The sequence below is a fragment of the Rhodospirillaceae bacterium genome (assembly GCA_002728255.1).
GTDB lineage: Bacteria > Pseudomonadota > Alphaproteobacteria > UBA7887 > UBA7887.
Genome location: PBWV01000013.1, coordinates 30,507 through 53,552, shown reverse-complemented (window position 1 = coordinate 53,552; position 23,046 = coordinate 30,507). Strand labels below are relative to the sequence as shown.

The 23,046-nt window shown below is 45.2% G+C and carries 23 protein-coding genes; 13 read left to right on the top strand and 10 right to left on the bottom strand.

Annotated elements, in window-relative coordinates:
• Positions 1-587 (top strand): phytanoyl-CoA dioxygenase (locus CMM32_03480; GenBank protein ID MBT05962.1); only part of this gene is annotated, 587 nt, incomplete at its 5' end.
• Here CMM32_03480 and CMM32_03475 read toward each other — a convergent pair.
• Entirely contained in the window at positions 584-2,209 is a 1,626-nt protein-coding gene (locus CMM32_03475) for a hypothetical protein (protein ID MBT05961.1), read from the bottom strand. The two genes, CMM32_03480 and CMM32_03475, sit on opposite strands and share 4 nt — an antisense overlap.
• A gap of 159 nt (positions 2,210-2,368) precedes the next feature.
• Positions 2,369-2,548, bottom strand: a complete 180-nt coding sequence (locus tag CMM32_03470) for a hypothetical protein (protein ID MBT05960.1) — start codon at positions 2,546-2,548, stop codon at positions 2,369-2,371.
• A gap of 200 nt (positions 2,549-2,748) precedes the next feature.
• Here CMM32_03470 and CMM32_03465 point away from each other — a divergent pair, with 200 nt between their 5' ends.
• The 5 genes from CMM32_03465 to CMM32_03445 all read left to right on the top strand — a co-directional run bounded on the left by CMM32_03465 (position 2,749) and on the right by CMM32_03445 (position 10,490).
• Positions 2,749-4,284, top strand: a complete 1,536-nt coding sequence (locus tag CMM32_03465; GenBank protein ID MBT05959.1) for an acetyl-CoA acetyltransferase — start codon at positions 2,749-2,751, stop codon at positions 4,282-4,284.
• A gap of 10 nt (positions 4,285-4,294) precedes the next feature.
• Positions 4,295-5,803, top strand: coding sequence for an amidase (locus CMM32_03460; protein ID MBT05958.1), 1,509 nt, complete (start codon positions 4,295-4,297; stop codon positions 5,801-5,803).
• 737 nt (positions 5,804-6,540) lie between these two features.
• Positions 6,541-8,367: a ribonucleotide-diphosphate reductase subunit alpha gene (locus CMM32_03455; protein MBT05957.1), complete on the top strand. Its 1,827-nt coding sequence runs from the start codon at positions 6,541-6,543 to the stop codon at positions 8,365-8,367.
• 16 nt (positions 8,368-8,383) lie between these two features.
• Positions 8,384-9,343, top strand: a complete 960-nt coding sequence (locus CMM32_03450) for a ribonucleotide-diphosphate reductase subunit beta (protein ID MBT05956.1) — start codon at positions 8,384-8,386, stop codon at positions 9,341-9,343.
• Between the two features lie 319 nt (positions 9,344-9,662).
• A complete protein-coding gene (locus CMM32_03445; GenBank protein ID MBT05955.1) occupies positions 9,663-10,490 on the top strand; it encodes a hypothetical protein in 828 nt (275 codons plus the stop codon).
• On the opposite strand, the gene pip is transcribed toward CMM32_03445, so the two are convergent.
• Positions 10,487-11,491 (bottom strand): prolyl aminopeptidase, encoded by a 1,005-nt coding sequence (gene pip, locus CMM32_03440; protein ID MBT05954.1) that lies wholly within the window; start codon positions 11,489-11,491, stop codon positions 10,487-10,489. The genes CMM32_03445 and pip overlap by 4 nt on opposite strands.
• A 108-nt stretch (positions 11,492-11,599) precedes the next feature.
• Between pip and CMM32_03435 the strand changes: the two genes are divergently transcribed.
• On the top strand, positions 11,600-11,824 hold the full coding sequence (locus CMM32_03435; protein ID MBT05953.1) for a 50S ribosomal protein L31: 225 nt from the start codon (positions 11,600-11,602) through the stop codon (positions 11,822-11,824).
• A gap of 15 nt (positions 11,825-11,839) precedes the next feature.
• On the opposite strand, the gene CMM32_03430 is transcribed toward CMM32_03435, so the two are convergent.
• The 6 genes from CMM32_03430 to CMM32_03405 form a co-directional block, all read right to left on the bottom strand.
• Entirely contained in the window at positions 11,840-12,295 is a 456-nt protein-coding gene (locus tag CMM32_03430) for a thioesterase (protein ID MBT05952.1), read from the bottom strand.
• Between the two features lie 2 nt (positions 12,296-12,297).
• A complete protein-coding gene (locus CMM32_03425; GenBank protein MBT05951.1) occupies positions 12,298-13,107 on the bottom strand; it encodes an alpha/beta hydrolase in 810 nt (269 codons plus the stop codon).
• Positions 13,108-13,110: 3 nt separating this feature from the next.
• Positions 13,111-14,406 carry an O-acetylhomoserine aminocarboxypropyltransferase gene (locus CMM32_03420; protein MBT05950.1) on the bottom strand — a complete coding sequence of 432 codons (1,296 nt, stop codon included), beginning with the start codon at positions 14,404-14,406 and terminating at the stop codon, positions 13,111-13,113.
• Positions 14,407-14,408: 2 nt separating this feature from the next.
• A complete protein-coding gene (locus CMM32_03415) occupies positions 14,409-14,594 on the bottom strand; it encodes a hypothetical protein (GenBank protein MBT05949.1) in 186 nt (61 codons plus the stop codon).
• Positions 14,595-14,666: 72 nt separating this feature from the next.
• Positions 14,667-15,461 (bottom strand): hypothetical protein, encoded by a 795-nt coding sequence (locus tag CMM32_03410; GenBank protein MBT05948.1) that lies wholly within the window; start codon positions 15,459-15,461, stop codon positions 14,667-14,669.
• A 9-nt stretch (positions 15,462-15,470) separates the two neighbouring features.
• Complete coding sequence (locus CMM32_03405) at positions 15,471-16,811, bottom strand: hypothetical protein (GenBank protein MBT05947.1); 1,341 nt, start codon at positions 16,809-16,811, stop codon at positions 15,471-15,473.
• A 337-nt stretch (positions 16,812-17,148) separates the two neighbouring features.
• On the opposite strand from CMM32_03405, the gene CMM32_03400 reads away from it, so the two are divergent.
• The 5 genes from CMM32_03400 to CMM32_03380 all read left to right on the top strand — a co-directional run bounded on the left by CMM32_03400 (position 17,149) and on the right by CMM32_03380 (position 21,828).
• Entirely contained in the window at positions 17,149-17,982 is an 834-nt protein-coding gene (locus CMM32_03400) for an MBL fold metallo-hydrolase (GenBank protein ID MBT05946.1), read from the top strand.
• Between the two features lie 26 nt (positions 17,983-18,008).
• The gene (locus CMM32_03395) at positions 18,009-18,986 is read left to right on the top strand and encodes an NAD(P)H-quinone oxidoreductase (protein MBT05945.1); all 978 of its coding nucleotides are present in this window, start codon (positions 18,009-18,011) and stop codon (positions 18,984-18,986) included.
• Between the two features lie 186 nt (positions 18,987-19,172).
• On the top strand, positions 19,173-19,736 hold the full coding sequence (locus CMM32_03390; protein ID MBT05944.1) for a cytoplasmic protein: 564 nt from the start codon (positions 19,173-19,175) through the stop codon (positions 19,734-19,736).
• A 27-nt stretch (positions 19,737-19,763) separates the two neighbouring features.
• A complete protein-coding gene (locus tag CMM32_03385; protein MBT05943.1) occupies positions 19,764-21,239 on the top strand; it encodes a bifunctional heptose 7-phosphate kinase/heptose 1-phosphate adenyltransferase in 1,476 nt (491 codons plus the stop codon).
• On the top strand, positions 21,232-21,828 hold the full coding sequence (locus CMM32_03380) for a 3-octaprenyl-4-hydroxybenzoate carboxy-lyase (protein ID MBT05942.1): 597 nt from the start codon (positions 21,232-21,234) through the stop codon (positions 21,826-21,828). Before CMM32_03385 ends, CMM32_03380 begins: the two co-directional genes overlap by 8 nt.
• Here CMM32_03380 and CMM32_03375 read toward each other — a convergent pair whose 3' ends face one another.
• Entirely contained in the window at positions 21,829-22,371 is a 543-nt protein-coding gene (locus CMM32_03375; GenBank protein ID MBT05941.1) for a TIGR02444 family protein, read from the bottom strand. It abuts the gene before it with no gap.
• Between the two features lie 169 nt (positions 22,372-22,540).
• Between CMM32_03375 and purE the strand changes: the two genes are divergently transcribed.
• Positions 22,541-23,035 carry a 5-(carboxyamino)imidazole ribonucleotide mutase gene (purE, locus tag CMM32_03370; protein ID MBT05940.1) on the top strand — a complete coding sequence of 165 codons (495 nt, stop codon included), beginning with the start codon at positions 22,541-22,543 and terminating at the stop codon, positions 23,033-23,035.
• Positions 23,036-23,046: the final 11 nt, after the last annotated feature.

Below are 23,046 nucleotides of genomic sequence, written 5' to 3'. Positions count from 1 at the left end.
TAGGTCCTAACGTTTTTTTTCATCATTCAAAATTAAATTTTAAATGGCATGAGGGCGGTGATACAGTGCAGTGGCACCAGGATATCCAATTTTATCCTCATACTAATTATAGTCCTCTGGCTATTGGTTGCTATTTGGAAGATACGGGCCCTGATGATGGGCCAGTTGGAATTATTCCTGGATCCCATGATGGACCATTGTATGAGTTGTATGACGAAGAAGGGAAATGGACAGGGGGCTTGAGGGACGAAGATGTTGCGGACCTTGATACCTCGCGAGCGGTATACCTAAGTGCTCCAGCAGGTTCAATAACCATTCACAATTCCAGAACTGTTCATGGCTCTCCGCCAAGCAAGCGGGCCGAGGGGCGACCCTTGCTAATAAATGCATACGCCTCGGCTGATGCCTTTGCGTATACGCCGAGCCCGGCCGTATCTAAAAACTATCGGGCTATTGTGAGAGGGCAATCTGTTAAATGGGCTCATCATGATCCACGGCCTTGCCCCATACCACCAGACTGGTCAGGTGGCTATACCTCGATTTTTGCGGCCCAGGCTGGTGGCAATTCTGGGACAGTCGATGGCTAGGTGTTGGAGGTAGTAGAAACTATTTTTTTCTGCGCCAAGTCTCGTAAAAGTGTCTTTTGAATCTTGGTTCCATTAGGACCAGTAGTAGTAGGAAACTTGCTGATCAAAAAGACATAGGAAGGGACCTTATACTTCGCAAGGCGGGTCTGACAGAATTCCATGATTTCCTGCGTACTGACATGGGTTCCTTTTTCTACCGTTACGAAAGCTGCGCAGGTCGGCCGTTGAGGCCCATTTATTCCCACTACCTGGCAGCCTATGACTTTCGGGTGTTTTTGGATAAAGTTTTCGACCTCTTCTGGATTTACGAGAAATCCACCGAGCCTAAGTGCGTCGCCTATGCGAGATAAGAACTCAAAACTCCCATCATTACAAATTTTTCCTAAGTCACCAGTCTTAAAAAAGCCATCCTTGGTAAGTGCGAGTTCTGTTGCATCTGGGTTTTGATAGTAACACTCCATTCGACTAACACATTTAATTTCAAGCTCACCAACCTCTCCTTTGGGCATGGCTGCCCCAGTCTCTGGATCCCTAATCCGGACCTTAGTGCTTTCGCTGACGGGGAAACCTCCCATTCGGCGACGCCGAGAGGTTGGCAACTCAGGTTTTTGGACAGCGAGAAATGCAAGTAATTCGCTTGTGCCATAAAGTCCAACTAGAGTTAGTCCAAATTCCTGACATGTTTGAACAATATTCGATAGAGAAGGGGTAAAACTCGCGTAGCCACAGAAAGCAACCGAATTAAAATCAGAGAGATCACTGCTTTCATTGATTAATCGATCAAACATTTCATCGCTCCCATTAAGGTGAGTGACATTGTGTTCTTTTATCAAATCTAACGTGTTACTTGCATCGAATGATGGAAGACAAAGAATAGAAGCTCCGGAAGAGATGGCGGCGATAGCCTGGGAAAAGCCAAACACTCCACAAAATGGGATAGCCTGCAGAATTACAGAAGAAGGAATATCTAGTTTAATTGATTTTGCAACATCCTTGGCATGAGAGGCAATGCCATTTTGAGTATGTACAACCAGTTTGGGTAAGCTGGTTGTGCCAGATGTGGTGAACATTATACACTTTGAGGAGGGGCTGATAGTTGTCGATAGCCATACTGTCGAGCTTTGTTGAATTAGTTTTGCGTAGGTAATGAGTTGAATTTTTTGGAGGTCTTTTGCTTCCCCGGAGGGCTTGCCAACGGTAATTACTGTTTCTAGTGCAGTTAGGACATTTTTGTTCACCTGGCTAAGTATGGATAAATATTTGTCATCGCTGGGGTTAGAACAAACAAATAGAGCCTTACATCCGGAGCGATTTAGTATGTCAGATACTTCTGTAGTGCCAAACCTTGTATTAATGGAGACGGCTATCGCTCCCAGGTGCGCACACGCAAAAAACACCTCAATCCACTCTGGGATATTAGGCAACCATATTCCTATCCGATCTTCTTTTCCGATGCCCATTTTCTGGAGCTGAGAAGCCAAATTATATACACGATTCTGTAAGGTTTTGTATGAAATACGTTCCCTGTTGTGGAGAAGCGCTGTCGCACCCGGATTTATTTTGGTTGTTTCATCAAGTAACTTTATGAGTGTTTGGGAAGGTGATGCATTTTGTTTGGGCATTGATCAGATATTAAACCTTTTGGGTTCCTTCTTAGTTCAAGAACTTAGGTTACTGGGTCGTTCAAAGTGTTACTCTTTAATTTATACCCCTGATTATAATATGTTATGGTAAATAAACTCACATAGTGCGATGTGCGTGTAGCTTCACTTATGGTGAATTTAAAAAAATTTTCTGGTATTCAAAATTACATTTAGTGGGTCAGTCCCCGTAGGCTGACATATTCTAAGGCCATAAAAAAGGCTTTTTGTGAAACTAGCAATACGACATTTTCGTTGGGTGTTTAGGCGCTCGTTCTCCATTATAGCTCCTAATCCAATCTTGTTTGTTTTGGCTATCATCTATTCTAAAATCTTACATCGAGAGTCGTCCATTAAGTTTTAGGACCTCAAATCCGTAACATGATCTGCGACACNTAGGAATCTGTACTGTGCGGAAGAAGGTCTAAGGAAACCGAAAAAGGGATAGGTTACTATTAGCTTTAGCAAAAGATATAATTTAATTAATTTGGGGCGTACTTTGATGTAGAGGGAATAGGAAAATGGATGGGAATAGAGTGCCAGTCTTAGTTGGCGGTGGCCAAATTACCCAAAGGGAGCCTGATCCTTCTCGTGGTTTATCTCCCATAGATCTAACAGCGTCTGCAGTGTACAAAGCGGCAGATGATAGTGGAGCAGGTTCCACTTTACTCAAGGCGCTAGATACGATTGTTGTGGTACGCTCCTTCTCCGATACGAGTTGGCGATTTACCTGTCCTTTTGGTACCTATTCAAACCCACCAAAGTCTTTAGCTAATCGTATCGAAGCAGAAAATGTTCAACGTTTTGTGTATACCCATCCTGGCGGAAACATGCCTCAATGGTGTGTAAATAAAATGTTTGAGATGGTAACCAGGGGTGAAGTAGATGCAGCAGTAATTGGGGGTGGGGAATCGTTGGCGACCCAAAAGGCAGCCGAGCGCGCAGGCCTCCAATTAGACTGGAGCGAGAATCCGGGAGGTAGCTGTGACGTTTGGGGTATAGAAACTAGAGGCTGGTCCGATATGGAAGATCGACATAAAATGGCAGGNGCGATATTTGCTTACCCAATGATTGAAAATGCGATTCGAGGTAATAGAGAAAGGACAATCGAGCAACATAGTCTTGAGATGGGTAAGTTATTTTCAAGATTTGCAAAAGTCGCGGCAGATAANCCGTTGGCAGATCGCCGCCAGGGTTTTACAGCGGATCAAATTTCCTCAGTAAATTCAAATAATCCGTACATTGGCTTTCCATATACAAAATTGATGAATTCAAATGCCTTTATAGATCAGGCTGCAGCCATAATTTTAACCTCCGCCAAAAAAGCTCGGGAACTTGGCATTCCAGAGGAAAAATGGGTTTATTTGCATGGTTGCGCGGATGCCCATGATCATTGGTATCTAAGTGATCGCATAAATTTTCACTCNTCGCCCGCTATGTCCAAAGTGGCAAGAGAGGCATTTGAGATGGCTGAATGTTCTCTGGATGATTTAGACGCACTGGACTTATACAGCTGTTTTCCATCTGCCGTCCAAATAGCGTGCGATGAAATGGGAATTAATCCAGATGATCCAAGAGGNTTAACTGTGACGGGGGGGTTGCCATATTTCGGGGGACCAGGAAATAATTATGTGACACATTCTATTGCTGAAATGATGAACAAGGTTAGGGATAAACCAGGAAGTAAGGGACTTGTCACGGCCAATGGGAATTATATAACGAAGCAATCCGCTGGAATTTACTCCACGGAACCTCCTAATAAGCCATTTCAGCCAAAAGATCCAAAACTCTACCAAGCAGAAATTAATGCAGACAGGGGGCCATGCGTCACAGAGGCAGCAGATGGAAAGGCTATAATCGAAACCTATACGATTATGCACGACCGCAAAGGTCCTTCTTTTGGTATTTTATTTGGGCGATTGCCGGACGATTCACGCTTCATCGCAAATACCCGATCTGATTTGGGCCTTTTGGCAGATATGACAGTTGAGGATTATTTAGGCGCTAAAGGAAAAGTATCAAACTTTGATGGNGTGAACGTATTCACACCTGATTAGGNAGGCCAAAATGAGTTTCAGCGAATTAAATGATATAGAACTTTTATCGATAAGGGACCTAGGTCACGGCCTGGATCAAGGAGTTTTCACATCGTACGATCTGGTGCAACATTTTTTGAAGAAGATTTCGTTAGAGGACGAAGATTTTAATTCTATAGCCTTTCCAAACCCTCAAGCAGAAGACATTGCAAGGAAAATGGATGAGGAAAGAGAGAAGGGAATTGTTCGTAGTGCGTTACATGGGATCCCATTAGTCATCAAAGATAATATCGATACGGCAGACGAAATGATGACATCTGCTGGCTCTTTAGCATTGGACGGATCAAGGGCGCAAAAAGATGCTTACTTAGTTTCTCGACTAAGAGCAGGCGGTGCTATTATCTTGGGCAAGAGTAATTTAAGCGAGTGGGCTAATTTTAGATCGACAAGGTCCTGCAGTGGTTGGTCCAGTCGTGGGGGTCAGGTTCGAAATGCCTACACTTTGGATCGCACGCCCGGTGGATCAAGTTCTGGGTCTGCTGTTGCTGTTGCTCGAAATTTTTGTGCGGGTGCAATAGGTACTGAGACTGACGGATCTATTGTTGTCCCTGCGGCAATGAACTCACTTGTAGGTATAAAGCCAACAGTAGGACTTGTTAGTCGGACGGGGGTTATTCCTATCGCGCCTAGTCAAGATACTGCCGGCCCAATTGCTAAAACTGTTGCCGATGCTTCGACTATTTTAGCAGTATTGATGGGGCACGATTCTGAAGACACATCGACAAACGTGTTAGCCAAAAATTTTTACCACAACTTTTTAGGTTCATTAAACCCGAAGGCGCTTCAGGGACAACGAATTGGCGNGGTGAGAAATCTTGCGCACTTTCAAGAAGCTGTTGATCAGGCCTTCGAGGAAGCTCTCACAATAATTAAGTTTGCTGGGGCTGAAGTTATAGATGGCATCGTTCTTCCTGATCAACAGACTATTAAGGAGCATGAAATTGTGGTGTTACGAACAGAGTTTAAGGTCGCTCTGAACGCGTATTTAGCCGCTTTAACAGACCAAAGCAGAGTCAGTTCTTTATCCGAATTAATACATTTTAATGAGCAAAACAGGCTCGAGGTAATGCCGTATTTCCAACAAGAACAATTCCTGGCAGCTGAAGCGACCTATGGGCTGAATGATTTGAAGTATCAAAAGGCGCTTGAGGAATGTCAGCGTCTTAGTAGGCGAGAGGGTATAGATAGAGCGTTATCAGATCATTCGTGTTGCGCTTTAGTGGCGCCTACCACTTCTACGCCGTGGGCGATCGATTTANCAAATGGGGATAACAGGCTGGGGGATAGCTCTTGCTTGGCAGCTGTATCTGGTTATCCGAGCGTAACGCTGCCAATGGGCTATATTGCTGGGTTGCCGGTTGGCTTATCTTTCATTGGTAAGGCTTGGGAAGATACTTTCATTATCAATCTAGCTTATGCTTTTGAACAAGCGTCCTTAATCCGGCGTCCGCCAGGCGGTCCAGTCCAAGTTTTGGAGTAAGCCTGCCCATGCTTTTCCCGTTGTTTTTTTATTCTAGATGCAAATTCCATGCAGGAAGACCATTCTTGGATGAGAGTAGAAAAAGTGATAACTGTATAATAATGAAGAACAAATTCTTGGATAGGTCCATGACTTAGTCAGAGAAGCTGCCGTTGCAGCGCTGAAGGGGTCACAGGAATTCATTAATGAGGGGGCCGCGAATCTCAGCCGCAAAGGCAGCTATTTCTTTTTCTACAGTCATATGCTTGTCCTATCATTTTATAGCTTGAATTTCGAAATTTCCGCTTTCTCGAGTTGCAGTCCGTGCCCCGGAGCATTGAGGGTTGCCATCTTACCGAAAGCCGGCGACGGAATGTAGAACTTTTTGGATTGAAGGTGATTCGCCCGGGGTGAATGATAGACTGCAGTCAAACCTATGAATTAAGTTTTATGGCCCGATAATCTTTTTTTTTGGGTCGGATCACTAATAGCATGTGGTTAAGTATCGAATATCCACGAGCTATGTTGGGCGCGGGTTTTTGGTGTTTGAGAGGAAATGATCTAGTTCTTAGGAACAACCCAAAGTAGGTTTTAGTGGTCGTTTTTGCTGCAAACTAACTTGCACTGGATTAGCGTATTTTGTTTAGTAACAATTCGACATTTTCTAGTGGTAGGAAAATCCTCTGCAGCATAGAGGGCTTTATCCACAAACGGTTATCCACACGCTGTGGATAGATACGGAGTGCAAGGATGGTGGTATGCTTAACGTAGTCCAACTTGAACGGAGCGGTCAGGTCGAGACAAAGCCTGAAAGAGATGCGTTGCTCACAGGATTTGGCAAGGCAGTATTGGATGACCGGTATTTGATGCCTCAAGAGAGTTATCAGGAATTGTTCGCTCGCGTGTCTAGTTATTTTGCCTACGATACGGGTCATGCCCAACGTTTGTACGAGTATATCAGTCGACACTGGTTTATGCCTTCTACCCCTGTCCTGAGTAACGGCGGTACCAATAGAGGTCTTCCAATATCATGCTTCTTAAATGAGTCATCAGATAGTCTAGAAGGAATAGTAGACTTATGGACCGAGAATGTTTGGCTCGCTGCGCGAGGTGGGGGCATAGGAAGCTACTGGGGTAATCTTCGGTCAATCGGCGAAACCGTGGGGGGTAATGGCAAGACGTCCGGTGTGATTCCTTTTATACGGGTCATGGATTCCTTAACCTTGGCGATTAGCCAGGGATCGCTTAGAAGAGGTAGCGCCGCAATTTACCTGCCGGTTTCCCACCCTGAGATTGAGGAATTTATTGAGTTGCGGCGTCCAACTGGCGGCGACCCTAATAGAAAAGCCCTTAATCTTCATAATGCGGTGGTGATCCCTGACTCTTTTATGCGGGCGGTGGAAGACGGAGAAGATTGGGCGCTGGTTAGTCCAAAAGATAAGGCGGTTGTGCGAAAGATGTCCGCTCGGGACCTATGGGTGAGAATTTTAACTGCGCGTATAGAAACGGGGGAGCCTTATCTCCTTTTCATTGATCATGTGAATAGGGCGTTGCCCGAGCACCAGAAATTAGCAGGCCTAAGTGTAAAAATGTCAAATTTATGTAGTGAAATTACCTTGCCCACGGGAATGGACCGGCTTGGCTCAGAGCGTACAGCAGTTTGTTGTTTATCCTCACTGAATCTGGAGTACTTTGAGGAATGGTGTAATGAACCACAATTCATCAAAGATATTATGCGTTTCTTGGATAACGTTCTTCAGGATTTTATCGAGAAAGCTCCAGATAGTATGTCACGAGCTAGGTATGCAGCAATGAGGGAGCGAAGCGTTGGTTTGGGTGTAATGGGTTTTCACTCTTATCTTCAACAAAAACGCGTGGCAATGGAGTCAGCGGTAGCTAAATCACTAAACTTCCGGATTTTTAAGCATATAAAAACTGAGGCGGATAAGGCCTCCCGAGAGATAGCCGCTGAATTGGGGCCTTGCCCTGATGCAGCAGATTTTGGGATAGCTGAGAGGTTTTCAAACAAGTTAGCCGTCGCTCCAACTGCTTCCATTTCAATAATCTGTGGTGGTNCCTCACCTGGAATCGAGCCAGTTGCTGCAAATAGCTACTTACACAAAACTCTGAGTGGTTCTTTCAATGTGCGAAATAAGTATCTGTCAGAAATTTTTGTGGAAAAGGGCAAGGATAATGACGCAACTTGGTCATCGATTATCGCCAATGAAGGATCTGTGCAGCATTTGGATTTTCTGACTAGTGATGAGAAGAATGTCTTTAAGACAGCATTTGAAATTGATCAGAGGTGGTTAATTGAATTAGCAGCAGACAGAACAAAATTCATCTGTCAGTCTCAATCTCTGAACCTTTTTTTGCCAGCAGATATTCATAAACGAGATCTACATGGAATCCACTTCAGTGCCTGGAAGAAGGGAGTAAAAAGCCTTTATTATTGTAGATCAAAGTCTCTTCAACGAGCAGATACCATTGCCACCCTGGGGGAAACGGGCGTCACTTCGTCCTCCTTGGATGCTGACCCTCCTGGTAGTGCTGTAGATTATGATGAATGTCTCGCTTGTCAATGATAGGTAGTTCCTCCAGATGAGTCTTCTTGATGCGGATCCGGTATACAAACCCTTTAAGTATCCCTGGGCCTACGACGCATGGTTAAAACAACAGCAGATACACTGGTTGCCTGAGGAAGTGCCNCTAGCAGACGATGTCAAGGATTGGCATCGGATCTTGACCCCCCAAGAAAGAAACCTCCTGACCCAAATTTTTCGATTTTTTACCCAGTCCGATGTCGAGGTAAATAATTGTTATATGAGNCACTACTCAAGAGTTTTTCGGCCAACTGAAATACAAATGATGCTGGCGGCCTTTTCTAACATGGAAACTGTTCATATCGCCGCATATTCTCATCTTCTGGATACAATTGGCATGCCAGAAATCGAGTACTCTGCGTTCTTGCGGTATAAGGAGATGAAAGACAAGTACGATTTTTTGCAAGCATTCAAATCCGATTCGAAGAGAGAAATCGCCTGTACATTAGCGACTTTTGGTGCATTTACGGAAGGCCTTCAATTGTTTGCAAGTTTTGCTATCCTTCTCAATTTTCCTCGATTTAATAAAATGAAAGGGATGGGGNAGATTGTTTCCTGGTCAGTGCGCGATGAGACTTTGCACACCAACTCTATGATAAGGTTGTTTTCCACGTTTATGTCGGAAAATACAGAATTACGTTCTAATTCCCTGGATCAGGAACTCCAGGAAATATGTTTGAAAGTTGTATCCCATGAAGATGCTTTTATTGATCGCGCCTTTGAACTTGGGGGAGTTGAGGGTTTGGAGGGAACCGATGTTAAGAGATATATTCGGTTCGTAGCGGATGGTCGACTCAGGCAGCTTGGTTTGGATCCTTGCTTNGAAATTACAGAAAACCCACTTCCGTGGGTCGAAGAGATGATTAACGGGGTGGAGCACGTTAATTTTTTTGAGAATCGTGCCACCGAATATAGCAAGGCGGCCACCAAGGGAAGCTGGGGCGACGTTTTCAGCTAAGCACTTTTTCTAAGTGAGATTGTATTAATCAAAGGTCTGCAGCCAAATATGCTTGGGAAGGGCTACAAGTAACCTTGTTGATTTATGCAATACGGTATAAAAATAACGATTAAATAATAGANACTTATAATAAAATCCTAACTAATTTTATTAGTTTTGAAATAATTGGGCTCCTTCTGTGGAGGGAATGCCCATTCCTTTCGTTAAATGTGAAGGAATATCAATTATTACTGCCACCAAGTTAAAATGTAGTATTGTATTCTGAACGTGATACTTGTTGTTGTCTGTGCCATTCGGACAGAGCCAAAAGGAACTTACATTGCTAGTAGTGCTTCGAAACGCGTTACTGTGCTGGGTTGCGTCCAGTATTGCCTTCTCTGTGGAAGGTTTGGGGCAACACAGGCCTTTGTCCCCGGAGCAGTTTCAGTCAATTTTCGAGGAAGAATTTGTACTGGGTCAGGGAGGCGAGTGGCTGGAAACGGACTTGGCCCTGAAGGTCTTTGTGGGAGATGGCAATGTTTTGTGGAACGATGAGTGGTCGACAGGCGATAGTGTTGGCCTATCAGAGTTAGGATCGAGAATCATATCAATTGGACCAGACGCGAAGTTCATAGTAGGTAATATTATGTCGCTTGATATGAAGATAGGGTACAGCATGTTATCGAATAGAGATCTTGCTATTTCGTCAAGAGATCAATCGGGAGTGCCAGGGAGTAAGTCTCAATGGAGATGGTTTTCATCGGTGGGATTGAGCTCATATCATAAAGTCAGGGGTATGAATTTGCACGGCCGAGTTAATTTGAGTCAACACTTGGTAGATAAGGGTAGAGGGTTAATCGAAAATCATAATTGGTTTTCAGAAGGGTACGAGAAAGGGCCTAAACAGCTCATCGATGCCCGGTTAGGTTTGGCGCTTGGTCGCATTGAGCCTTTCTTAGGTGGTCTCTTCTCTTACAAAGACATTTCCCCGATTTCGGCTTTTCGAAAGGGTTGGGAATTTGGTGTCGGAGCAAGTCTAGGTCTTCGAGGCGGGTTAGAATTTGAAATTGGCGATGCTTTAAGTGGCGGAATTGTAGGTTCAAGGAGACTGGATAGTATTGGAGGAGATGCAAACGCTTTAGAGGGAAGTTTGCGTATAAAGTTTTAGCTGTCTGAGTGGAAAGGCAGGGAAGGTATTCGCTCTCTTAGGTCTCTTAAAGCTTCTATTAAAGCTGTTNTAATTTGGGGTTCCGTCGCGGTATGGCCAGCGCAGGGTACGATCCGAAGTTCGGCGTCAGTCCAATGTTGAGCAAGTCGATGGGCGGTTTTTGGGGGACATAGCATATCGTAACGTCCCTGGATTAGGATCCCTGGAANTCCCTGAAGACGGGCAGCGCCCTCTAGGAGCTGGTTGGGGCCGAGAAACCAATTATGCTTAATGTAATGCCATTCTATGAAGGGTGTGTTGGGTGTGCCTCCCAGGTTTTGGGTTTCTCCACTGGTCATGGCGGAAGGGAGGTCNGTGGAACTGGGTAAAAGAGATGAAAGTATTCGCTCAAANTGGCCCCAATTCTGAGAGGCGGGAATATGGATTTTAGGGTCGGCGTTTTCTAATCGTTTGCCGAAATGCGGAATAGGGTTGTGCCTCTGGGCTTCTGGCACTAACTGTATAAATTTGGCCCAAAGGTCTGGATAGAAGGTTCTGGGACCGACCCCAAAAGCCCATTCGGTTTCTTCGGAGGTTCCCAAAAAAATTGCTCGTAAAACTAATCCGTAGACNCTCCCTGGATGTTGCTGAGCATATGCAAGCCCTAGCGTGGAACCCCAGGATCCTCCAACCACGACCCACTTCTCTATTGATAAGGTTTCCCTTACTACCTCTATATCAGAGATAAGACATTGTGTAGTATTGTTCTCCAGCGAGCGTTTTGGGGTGCTTCTCCCAGAACCGCGTTGATCGAGGAGTATTGCATGGTAGTGGTCTGGATTAAAGAGGCGGGCTTGGTCGGGATTGCATCCGCTTCCCGGACCGCCGTGTAGGAATATGGCCGGAATTCCTTTCGGATTTCCAAACGTTTCGAGATAGAGAGTATGGCCATCTCCTACGTCTACGTATTTATTGCTTATTGGTCTAAGCGGAGGGAATAAATCATGTGGTCTTTGGGACATAAATTTCTCTCAGACTGGCAGTAGAATGTGTTTAAACTTTCCTCATTAGGCACTTGAGCCGAGTTCCTAGGTCGGTTATACACTCCAGCATATACTAGGATAGGTATTATGAAAAAAGACGTACATCCTGATTACCATGAAATTAACGTCGTCATGACTGACGGTACAGAGTATAAGACGCGGTCAACGTGGGGAAAAGAAGGGGACACCTTAAAATTGGACGTAGATCCTCTGACCCATCCAGCTTGGACAGGTGGCGGGACCCATCTTGTTGATACCGGAGGCCAGGTGGCAAGGTTTAATAAAAGATTCAAAGGTTTTGTTGCGGGCTAGGCCGTGGAGGCCTCTCTAGAGTGAGTCGGGGCCCTTGGTGGATAGTTGGGCGAGGGCCGCTCTCAGATCTCCGGGAATTTGGACAGGTTGGTGCTGCTGTGCCCGATTTACGAAAACGTGAACAAAGTAGCACTCAGCGGATGCATCGGATTCCTCTGGTCTAAAGAGGGCACTATCATAGGTGACGCTTGATTTTCCAAGTCGAGCTACTTTCAAACCTACATCTAGCTTATCGGGAAACCGGACAGGNTTTCTATATTTACAATGGGTTTCTGGAATTATGCCAGCAATATCACCATTTTTGATGTCTAGGTTGCCAAACTTGATGAGATATCGGTTAATTACAGTATCGAATAATTCGTAGTAGATAACATTGTTTAGGTGTCCATAGGTATCATTATCATTCCAGCGGGTGTCTACCGTATCAAAGTAGGAGTAGTCGGATCGTGTGCGTGGTTTTTNTTCNGGCATNATTAGNNAACNGTNGAATTTGANCNGGCNAANTCCCAGAGAGNTTGGAGTANTTCATCCGGNGTNTCTATCATCATCATGTGGCCAGCNCTNGGNATAACNGCAGTNTNNGANCCNGTTATNTTTTCAGCTATANTTTTAATACTGCCCGGTGGGGTCATTTTGTCGTCAGCGCCCGCTACAATAAGGGTGGGGCACTTGATATTTTTTGCGGCACTTAGGCCATTTAAATACTCGTTGCACGCCTTGAAATCAGCATGTAGCTGGCCATTTTTACTTTTCATTAGGAGTTGCCGGCCTCCTCCAAGCATCCAGAATCCCGGCGTCCTTGTCCCGCCAATTTGTGCCCGCCTTCCGAAGGCCCAGTTCACGATCAATTCCACAGCCTCTGGGACAGAATTTTTGGTTTTGGCCAGTAGGTCTGCATTGACTGGCATCGGTACAGAAACACCGAGTAAGCTTAGGAACGATACTAAGTCAGGCCTTTTTGCAGCGGTTTCTAGGGTAACAAGGGCGCCCATACTATGGCCAACAAGGCCTACCCGACCGCACGATAGTGATCCTATCAAAGTGATGAGCCAGTCAGCCATTTCTTCTACGGATGATAAACAAGGGCCTTGGGATCCCCCGTGTCCAGGAAGATTTGCGGCTATTACAGAAAATCCATGGTGAGCAAAATAGCGACTCTGTAAAGCCCATACGGTGTGGTCCATACCCGCCCCGTGGACAAAAACCAAGTTTGGTTTGGAGGGATCAAACTCCCGCCCTCCAGTTTCAAGCTTAACTAGTTTATCGTTTACATGAATATCCATTGCTCAACTCTTTTGGGATGCTCTTAAGGCCTGCTGTAAGTCGTTCTTTAGATCCTCTGAATCTTCTAAGCCTATGGATAGGCGGACTAGGTCTGTGCCAATTCCTGCAGCTTGTAACTCTGCGTCTGACATTTGTTGGTGTGTTGTGCTAGCTGGGTGCAGGACTAGNGATTTNGCATCACCGACGTTNGCCAAGTGGGAAAANACTTTAAGNCTTTCGATNAATTTNTTTCCNGCTTCTCTNCCCCCTTTTATGCCNAAAGAAGGGACTGCCCCGCAGCCTTTGGGTAACAGNGTNTTGGCTAATTCAAANTCNGGNTGNCCAGCAAGCTCAGGATANCTNACCCATTCAACCGCATCGTGTTGGTTCAANAATTCAACAATTTCTCNNGTGTTAGCTACATGNTGNTTCATCCTGACATGCGCATCTTCTACTCCNAATATTATGTAGAATGCATTAGAGGGACTCATNCAAGCGCCNAAATCNCGNAGACCTTCNGTTCGNGCCCGCATTAAAAAAGCNCCNGGACCAAACTCNTCCTGATATTTTAACCCATGATATCCCTCGTAGGGCTGTGTCATATTTGGAAACTTTTCTCCACCACTCCAATCAAAGGAGCCCTTGTCTATTAGAGCTCCGCCAATTGCTACCCCATGTCCACCTAAAAATTTTGTTACCGAGTGCATAACAATATCTGCGCCAAGCTTGAGCGGTTGGCTGAGGTATGGGGTAGCAAAAGTATTGTCGATCATTAACGGGATGCCAGCCGAGTGAGNAATTTCAGNTAGNCGNGGAATATCNAAGACTTCNAGACCAGGATTTCCCAGAGTTTCGCCAAACACCAAGCGGGTNTTGGGCTGTATCGAGGCTTCAAATTGGTCAATAGCNCGGGCATCNACAAAGCTAGTTTCTATCCCAAACCGGGGAAGAGTATGCTTGAATAGGTTGTAACAACCTCCATAAATATTTTTAGAGGCAACTATGTGACTGCCTGAATCCATGAGGGTGGTGACAGCCAAATGCAAGGCAGCCATTCCGCTAGCTGTACAAATTGCACCAACCCCTTCTTCCAACGCAGCTAACCTTTCTTCCAAAACAGAAACCGTGGGGTTGCTTATCCGCGAATAGATATGGCCAGCTCTCTCAAGGTTGAAGAGAGAGGCAGCGTGGTCAACGTCTCCAAATACGTAAGAGGTGCTTTGATAAATCGGCACTGCTCGTGACCCAAAATCGCTATCCGGTTGTTGTCCGGCATGAAGAGATAACGTGCCAAGTTTCAAGGTTTTATTTTTTGCCAAGGTCAAGTCTTTCTAAAGAATGATTCCGCTTTGAGCTTNAGAAGTGATTTTTTCTGAATTTCCTCATTTACCCGGTTCATTTCCTTTTGGAGGATTACGAGGTACTCTTGTAGGTAGTCAACAGACAGAGGCTCTAACATGGGGGGTGTAAACATTTTATCAGGTTTTTCAAGATCTTCTTCTTCCATGCTGACAGTAATCCCTTTAATGAAGGTCTCCGAGATCCAAATTCACCAATATGTAAACTCTATGTCCATCTCTCAGACTTGTTGGTATATGCCTACCATTCTTTGAAACCCAGTGTCAGTTTCTTCGAGAATAGAAATCACGTCGGTAATATCGGTAAACAGGTGTTCCCAGAAGTATTTTTGATAGCCATCCCGGAACTGATCTAAAGTTTTCAGTCCAAACCGGTTCAAAACCCCACCTTCTCTCGCAGATAAAAACATTTTCAAGGTTGCTCGGTTAGTGTCCAAATTGGACATTAAACCAATTATTTGGCAGGCCCTGGTTATGTTACTCAGGTGACTAAGATTTCCTGGGAGAGTAGTTTTGGTAAAATCAGCACATTGGATCGCATCGGTAATAGGTTCAACATCGAGATAAGAAACATCTGCAAGTTTTGAGCGAACATACATGCAACTGCGATCAGCACAATGCTGCCATAAAGCAGAGTCTGTTTGGGTGTAGGGCAAGGTAATCATTTCACGATTAGGTTTTAAGAAGGTTGGTTCTTTATCCTCTATAAACAACCCTCGTAGGATCCCAACACGGCANAATAGGGTAGCGCACAAAATCTGCCGCATATTGTGTGCGTCAGCCTGCCCCGTTTGTATGACTTGGCCATGAACGACATCTAGGGCAATGATAGCGCACTTAATGGTGTAATCCAGGGAAAAGAGAAGACTGTCGCTTTTAGACATAGTCGAAAACGCCAGTGCTGCCATTGATTTTATTTGATGTTCCAGTAGAGGATCATCTCGGAAGTGGCTATCGCACAGTGTGCTGAGGTGCTCAAAAAAGATATCAGTCTCTACAGAGGCAAATTTGAACATGCTACCACCTCACAAATANTTGGACATTTCGTAACCGAGTTGTGACATGAATGATAAGGTCGGGATATCGGGTTCTTCAACCTCGAGGCTAAAAAATTCGAGGACATAGCGAACGCCAAGTTTGTCCGAGACTGGAAAGGCAAAGGCGCCCTTTACTCCAATATCTTGTGCTAGCTTCGCTCTTGGAAAATTGGGATCTATAGTCACATCCTCCACCCACTCCGCCCGACCAGAAACCGAAACTCTGCCCGGGAGCCCTTCACCATTTTTAAAAATGGTTCTTGATGTGACGGAAACAAATGTATCCAGAGCTGCGGAAGAGCTTTCCAGGTGCCAAACCCTAGTGGGTTCCATGCAGGCCTCATCATCTATGTTTTCAGGTCTCACATAAGCGTGGCCGACTGGCCATTTCTGGAAAGCACAGATCCGGCTTAGGATAAATCTCAGGGAAGATTCAAAATCTTGTTCTACTTTTAACTTTTCGCTGATCACATTTAATAATTCCAACCCTTGGTTGGAGAGGATTGCCCTATGCTCCTCAAAGAAAACATGAAAATTCAAGTTTGAGTTCCACTGTCTACCACTAGCCGTTAAAGATAGATACTCGCTCGCTTGTGCAATGTGGGGTTGTACATAGTTGTAGAAAAACGAAGGGTATGACTTTTTTAAGTCCATGGGGTTGTCGTAGCCAAGCTTGCTATTAGCTCCAGTCTCCTCAAATTCATAAAACAAAGCAGGAATTTTACGATAATATCCAGGGTCACCTAGTTGGCCTATTAAATCAGCAGAGGAAACCAAGTTTGTCAGTTCTCTATTTTTGGTGTCGTTTATCCCATGGATTCTATCTTTAGGGATAGGAAATTCAGTGTTTTTGATGAAATCACAAATCAACTGTGTATCCAAATCCCCTGTCCACTCAGCCTCATTCAGAAAAATTTGCGATCTTTCAACATGGTAAGGAGTAAGGAAGGCATCAGTTGCGTTAGGGGGTATCTGGATGGACTCCCCATTAAAATCTATCACTTGTCTAGAATCGTTATCGCCCCTTAAGATTCCTCTGGAATAGCCAATGTCGTGAAAGAGTAACGATATACTATAGTGTATCCAGTCATCTATATTTACGTCGTTTTTAACTATCTTTCGTCCAACGAAGATGTCTTGGCCGCAAAGGGTTACTAGTATTGTGTGTTCGGTATCGTGGTATAAAGCGTCGCTGTTATTTAGTATTTTGATACAGTTGTGCACAGCACGATATAGGACGTCGTTAAACATGTCTTTCTGCTCTGGAAAAATTACATGTTTTCGCTTTTGAATTTCCTCGATAAAAATATCGGCATAATCTGCGTCCATTACCCAATGTCCATTTGACAGTAATTATCTAGCAGGAACCTATAGTAACGCTAGCCCCAGCAACCAACTATATCGTATTATTAATAGTGCTATTCTTCGGAGGCAACACGATTTCCGCGTCAATTTCCCTAAATAGATTATATTTTACTCAAGTTATACTCCTATCGCTGCCAACTCGCCCCAAGTGGGCCAGTATTTGCTTGCCAGGAGGCTACACAAGAATTATCTACGGCCTTGTCCGAAAATGCTTATCTTTTGAANTTCTACTTTTTAGATAAATTTTCGAGTACTTCGATAGAACTTTTTGGTAGGGCCTAATATGCGCAAAAGTAATCAAATGGGTGCGGAGAATNGCCTAAGATTGAAATTTTGGGGGGTGAGGGGAAGCATCGCGTGTCCGGGTCCTAAAACGGTACGATATGGGGGAAACACATCATGCGTCGANGTTAGGTGTGGCCAAGAGCTATTAATATTGGATGCCGGCACCGGACTGAGAGAACTAGCAGACAGTTTAGGACAGGGGGAACCGTTGAAAGCGCATTTATTTTTGACCCATACCCATTTGGATCATGTGTGCGGATTCCCTTTTTTCCAACCCTTGTTTCGGGAAAATACTAACTTAAACATCTGGGGGGGGCATCTTTCTCCGGGTCGTCCAGTCCGGCAGGTTTTTGATGGCTTGATGATGGATCCTCTTTGGCCAATACAGTTAGGTGACTTAAAGGCGGCAATAACATTCCACGATTTTGTTGCGGGTGATGCTTTGAGGCCAGTCGATGGCGTTGAGGTGCAAACAGTGGCTCTTAACCATCCTAATGGAGCGACAGGCTATCGTATCAATTATAAGGGTAAATCCGTCTGCTACGTAACTGATACTGAGCACTTCCCGGATCATATCGACGAAAATATTGTAGGTTTGGCCGAAAAGGCGGACATATTAATCTACGATTCCACATACACGCCAGATGATTATAAAAATAGGGTCGGTTGGGGACACTCTACGTGGGAAGAAGGCGTTAAAGTTGCGAAGCGAGCCGGTGTAAAGCAATTCATTGTGTTCCATCATAATCCCGAACACGATGACAATGATATGGATCTAATTGAACAACAGGTGTGTGATGTCATGGGAAATGCTGTGGTTGCAAGGGAGGGGATGGTATTATGCCTATAGACGGGCTTGGAAGCCTCCCANAAATCATGAAGGTTATTAAGATTTCGGACTTTGGGGGGCCAGATGCACTCGTTTTAGCAGAACGNGANCTGCCCAACCCAAATGCAGGTGAGGTGCTGATCCGGGTTTCAGCAGCAGGGATAAATCGGCCNGATATTATGCAGCGAAAAGGCTTGTACCCACCGCCACCAGGGGCTTCCGATATTCCTGGATTGGAGGTGGCTGGTGAAATATGTGCGGTCGGCAGTGGGGTGAGTGCTGACAAACTGGGTCAGGCTGTTTGTGCATTGGTTTCTGGAGGCGGCTATGCTGAATATTGTATAGCCCATATCGGACATTGTTTGACAGTGCCTCATCGTTTGAGCATGGCTGAAGCGGCAGTTTTACCTGAGTGTACCTTTACCGTCTGGGAAAACATTTTTGAGCGGGGAAAATTGGTTAGTGGAGAGAGTATTTTAATTCATGGGGGTAGCAGCGGTATTGGGACTTTGGCTATTCAATTAGCTAGCCATTTTGGTGCTCGTGTTTTTGCTACCGCTGGCTCTTCAGACAAGTGTCGGGTTTGTGAGGAACTTGGTGCTGAGCACGCTATTAATTATAAGAAGGAGAATTATAGGGAAGAAATGGCCAAGCTTTTGAAAGATGAAGGATTGGATGTGATCTTGGATATGGTGGGTGGGGACTATATTGAACAGAACCTGTCTCTTCTCAAGAAAAATGGCCGACTTGTCCTCATTGCTTTCCAAGGGGGGTCTAGCGTTAAATTAGATTTAAGCCCGGTNTTACTTAAATGGCTGACTATTACTGGCTCCACTCTAAGGCCCCGGTCCATAGCAGAGAAAGAGGCGGTGGCACGGGCGGTAGAGCAAAACGTCTGGCCACTTGTGGAAGCAGGTAAAGTAAATCCCATAATATATAAGAAATTCCCTNTTTCTGAGGCTCCGAAGGCCCATTCTCTGATGGAGTCCAGTGAACATATTGGGAAGATTGTATTGCGGACCTAAGAAATGACTAGCTTTGGCTCAGTCGGTTTCTGTGATTTTAATTTTTGTGAAAGTGTTGATGTCTTCTTGAATATGCTATTGTTGATACGTGATTTCGTTTTAAGGTGTCATAAATTGGTTTTTATGGGCCTTAGTTAGTCGTAGGGCTTTGGATCAGCTCTGAACCAAGCAAGTGAGGATAAAATAATGCCCTTAATGCCAAAGGCTACAGCAGTGTGGCTGGTAGAACATACAACGCTTACTTTTCAGCAAATTGCGGACTTTTGCGATATGCATCCGTTAGAGGTACAGGGAATCGCCGATGGTGAGGTAGCAGTGGGGATAATGGGNCAAGATCCGTTAGCTAATGGCCAACTGTCAAAGGACGAAATCACTAGGTGTGAAGCAGATGAAAATGCAAAGGTGAAACTTGTTAAGACTAAGGAAGGAGTGGCCAATCTTCGGCGAAAAGTCCCGCGTTATACACCGGTTTCCAAGAGGCAGGATAGGCCTAATGCGATTTCTTGGCTGATAAAATATCATCCAGAGCTTAAGGACGCTCAGATTTCCCGGTTATTGGGAACTACTAAGACGACTATAACCGCTGTGCGTGACCGAACCCACTGGAATATAGTAAATATTAAACCTCAGGATCCGGTTCTCCTGGGGATCTGCAGGCAAATCGAATTGGAATCAGAGGTGTTAAGGGCCGCAAAATCATCCAAGCGGGCTTCGAAAGGAGCTGCAGAGAATCCGGAAACGACAGAGTAATTGGGATAATTTGGTCTCTATAATCCAATGCGGGTTGATCTTAATCATTTAACTGCTGGTATAGCCAAATTGGCTGAAGCGCGGGTCTTGTGCGTCGGAGACCTAATGTTGGATCGGTTTCTATATGGAAGTGTCGGACGGATTTCGCCGGAGGGTCCAATCCCAATTATACATGTGGATACCGAGACTACTATGCTTGGTGGGGCGGGTAACGTAGTGAGAAATGTTGTTGCCTTGGGCGCACATTGCACCTTTGTCAGTGCCATTGGTACAGACTCAGGGGGAAAGCGATTGACAGATTTGGTGGCCCGGTTGGAAAATGTGGAAGCATATTTGCTTCGTGAGTCGGGGCGACCATCCACTATAAAAACACGCTATATGGCTGAGGGACAGCAATTACTGAGAGCGGATCAGGAAACAGATGTATCTCTTGCTCCTGCAACTGAGTCNGACATCCGGTTAGCAGCACTCGACGCCATTTCTGGCTGCGACGCGGTTATTTTGTCTGATTATGGCAAAGGTGTCTTGTCGGATCCAGTGATTGAAAGTGTAATAAATAGAACAAGGGAACTAGGTAAACCAGTAATCGTGGACCCCAAAGGGCAAAACTTTGGAAGGTATTCGGGATCGGATTTTGTGACCCCGAATAATGCAGAATTGGCCCTGGCTTCAGGAAAAATACTAAACGATGAGCAGTCCATTATCTCAGCTGCACGAGATCTTCTTGCGGAGCATGACGTTAAGTCATTCCTAGTTACAAGGAGCCAGGAGGGGATGTCCCTTATAGATGCGAGAAGCGCTACCCATATCCCGGCCCAGGTTCAGGAAGTATTTGACGTGTCTGGAGCTGGTGACACTGTGGTGGCAGTTTTTGCAGCGGCAATTGCGGTAGGTCTTGAACCGACAGAGGCGGCAAACATTGCCAATATTGCGGCAGGCCTGGTTGTAGGCAAGCTTGGTACGGCAGCTATTTCAGTAAGTGATCTTCATCACGCGGTATTGCATAATCGTTTAGCTGGCGGGACCGATAAATTGGTTGTTAGGGAGGCGGCGGCCGAGGTAATCAAAGATTGGCGGAAAATGGGTCAACGGGTTGGCTTTACTAATGGCTGTTTTGATATCCTACATCCAGGTCATCTTTCATTGCTTCATCAAGCTCGGGAATCTTGTGACCATTTAGTTGTGGGGTTAAATAGTGATTCCTCTGTGGCTCGCCTTAAAGGTGTGGGAAGGCCCGTTCAAAAGGAAGGCGACAGAGCTAAAATTCTAGCTGCCCTATCAGATGTAGATTTAGTTATTATATTTGAGGAGGATACTCCTGAATCCTTAATTCAAACCATCTCTCCCGATTTGTTGGTCAAAGGTGCAGATTATAATAGAGCCGATGTGGTGGGTGCTGATTTCGTGGAGGGCAGAGGTGGAAAAGTCTTATTGGTGGAGCTAGAACCTGGCTACAGCACGTCTGGCACCATAGCCAGAATAATTGGAAAACAAGATGGCTGATCGTTTGATTGTTGGCATGACGGGTGCATCGGGAGCAATATATGGCATTCGTTTGTTGCAGATGCTAGAAACGTTGGACATTGAAGCCCATTTGGTTATGAGTCAATCTGCGGAGGTTGCTTTGGCGCATGAAACCATAATGAAGGTTTCAGAGGTTAAAGCGCTGGCGGACCGCTGGTACAAAATAGATGATATAGCTGCTGCCCCTGCGAGCGGCTCCTATCAAACTTTGGGGATGATTATCACTCCTTGTTCAATGCGAACAGCAGGAGAATTAGCTTCAGGTGTTACTAGTAACTTGTTAACAAGAGCTGCTGATGTAGCCATTAAAGAGAAGCGGCGTTTGGTACTAATGGTTAGAGAAACCCCGCTCCATTCTGTTCATTTAGGGAATCTTAAAATTTTATCTGATATGGGAGTGGTAATAGCCCCTCCAGTCCCAGCTTTTTATACCCGTCCTAAAGATCTACATGAAATGGTGGATCATAGCATAGCTAGAGTGTTGGACTTATTCGGCATTGCCCCTGATAGCGTCGTTAGGTGGGGCGAGAGTGTTGGCAAAATCACGGGCGGAGCAGGAGGGGAATAATTANGGGGGTGGCGACACAATCTCTTCAGCAAAATTCACTAATTTGTGCCTAGTTTCGATGTTATTTGGGCTCTTAGGGAGGGCTAACAAAGAAAAATAATTACTCAAATTGCTAGCAGCAAGACCTTTTTTATTGGAGCCCTTTGATAGGTTTTTCAAACCTAGATATTCTTGGCATAGAAGCGCCTGACATATACGTTCTGATTCTAATTCAATGTCCGCGGTCATACCGAGAAAGTTATCGGAGAAATTGGAGGATAAGGCAGTTTGGACTTTGACGGTTTGGCGAATTTTCCGAAGGGGTTGGATAACGTTGTGACGCCAATCTGCAATTGATGAGTCGAGTGTCTGGAAGTGGTGTTTTAGAAGAGCAGTTCCCTCAACCCGGCCAACCCACAAAGCTAAGAGTGTGAGATTTATATCTACCCCCTGCAAATTCTGGAGTCCAAGCAGAATTTCCGGAATCTTGGGGTGTTGATAATAGGTTAAGGAAAAATTCCAGAACCTTAAAGAAGTAGAGTTTGTCATCTGTACATCAATCACGATGTTACTCTATGGGACTAATGGATTAAGAGGAGTGACAATATACCAAGGCTGGACCGCAAGAAAGCGTTAGAGTTCTTGGGGGCATGCGTTAAAAAATTCCTGTCCCTTGCTACAAACCTCGGCTCCAATCATAATAGTAGGTATAATTTTTTTGGAGGCGAATTTTATGGACGAGGGAGCTCCAGAGGTTGGATTAATCATGGGAAGCCAGTCTGACTGGGATACCATGCGTCACTCTGCGGATACGTTAACTTCCCTTAGTGTGCTGCATGAGGTGAGGGTAGTTTCGGCTCATCGGACACCTAAGCGTCTAGTTGAGTATGCCGAGGGTGCAGAAGGGAGGGGGATTCGCGTTATTATTGCTGCGGCCGGTGGAGCAGCNCATNTGCCAGGTATGGTAGCTTCTCTAACAACTGTACCCGTAATTGGTGTTCCAATCGAAAGTCATAGCTTAAAGGGATTGGACAGCCTGTTGTCAATTGTGCAGATGNCGGGTGGTGTTCCTGTTGGAACCATGGCTATTGGGAAGCCAGGCGCTATCAATGGTGCCCTATTTTCTGCGGCTATAGTCGGATTATCCAACTCAAAGGTAGAGGAGGCTCTTAAAGAATTTCGGATGAAGCAGACACGATCCGTTCCTGATGCCCCAGAAGCAAGCTAGATAGAGGGAGA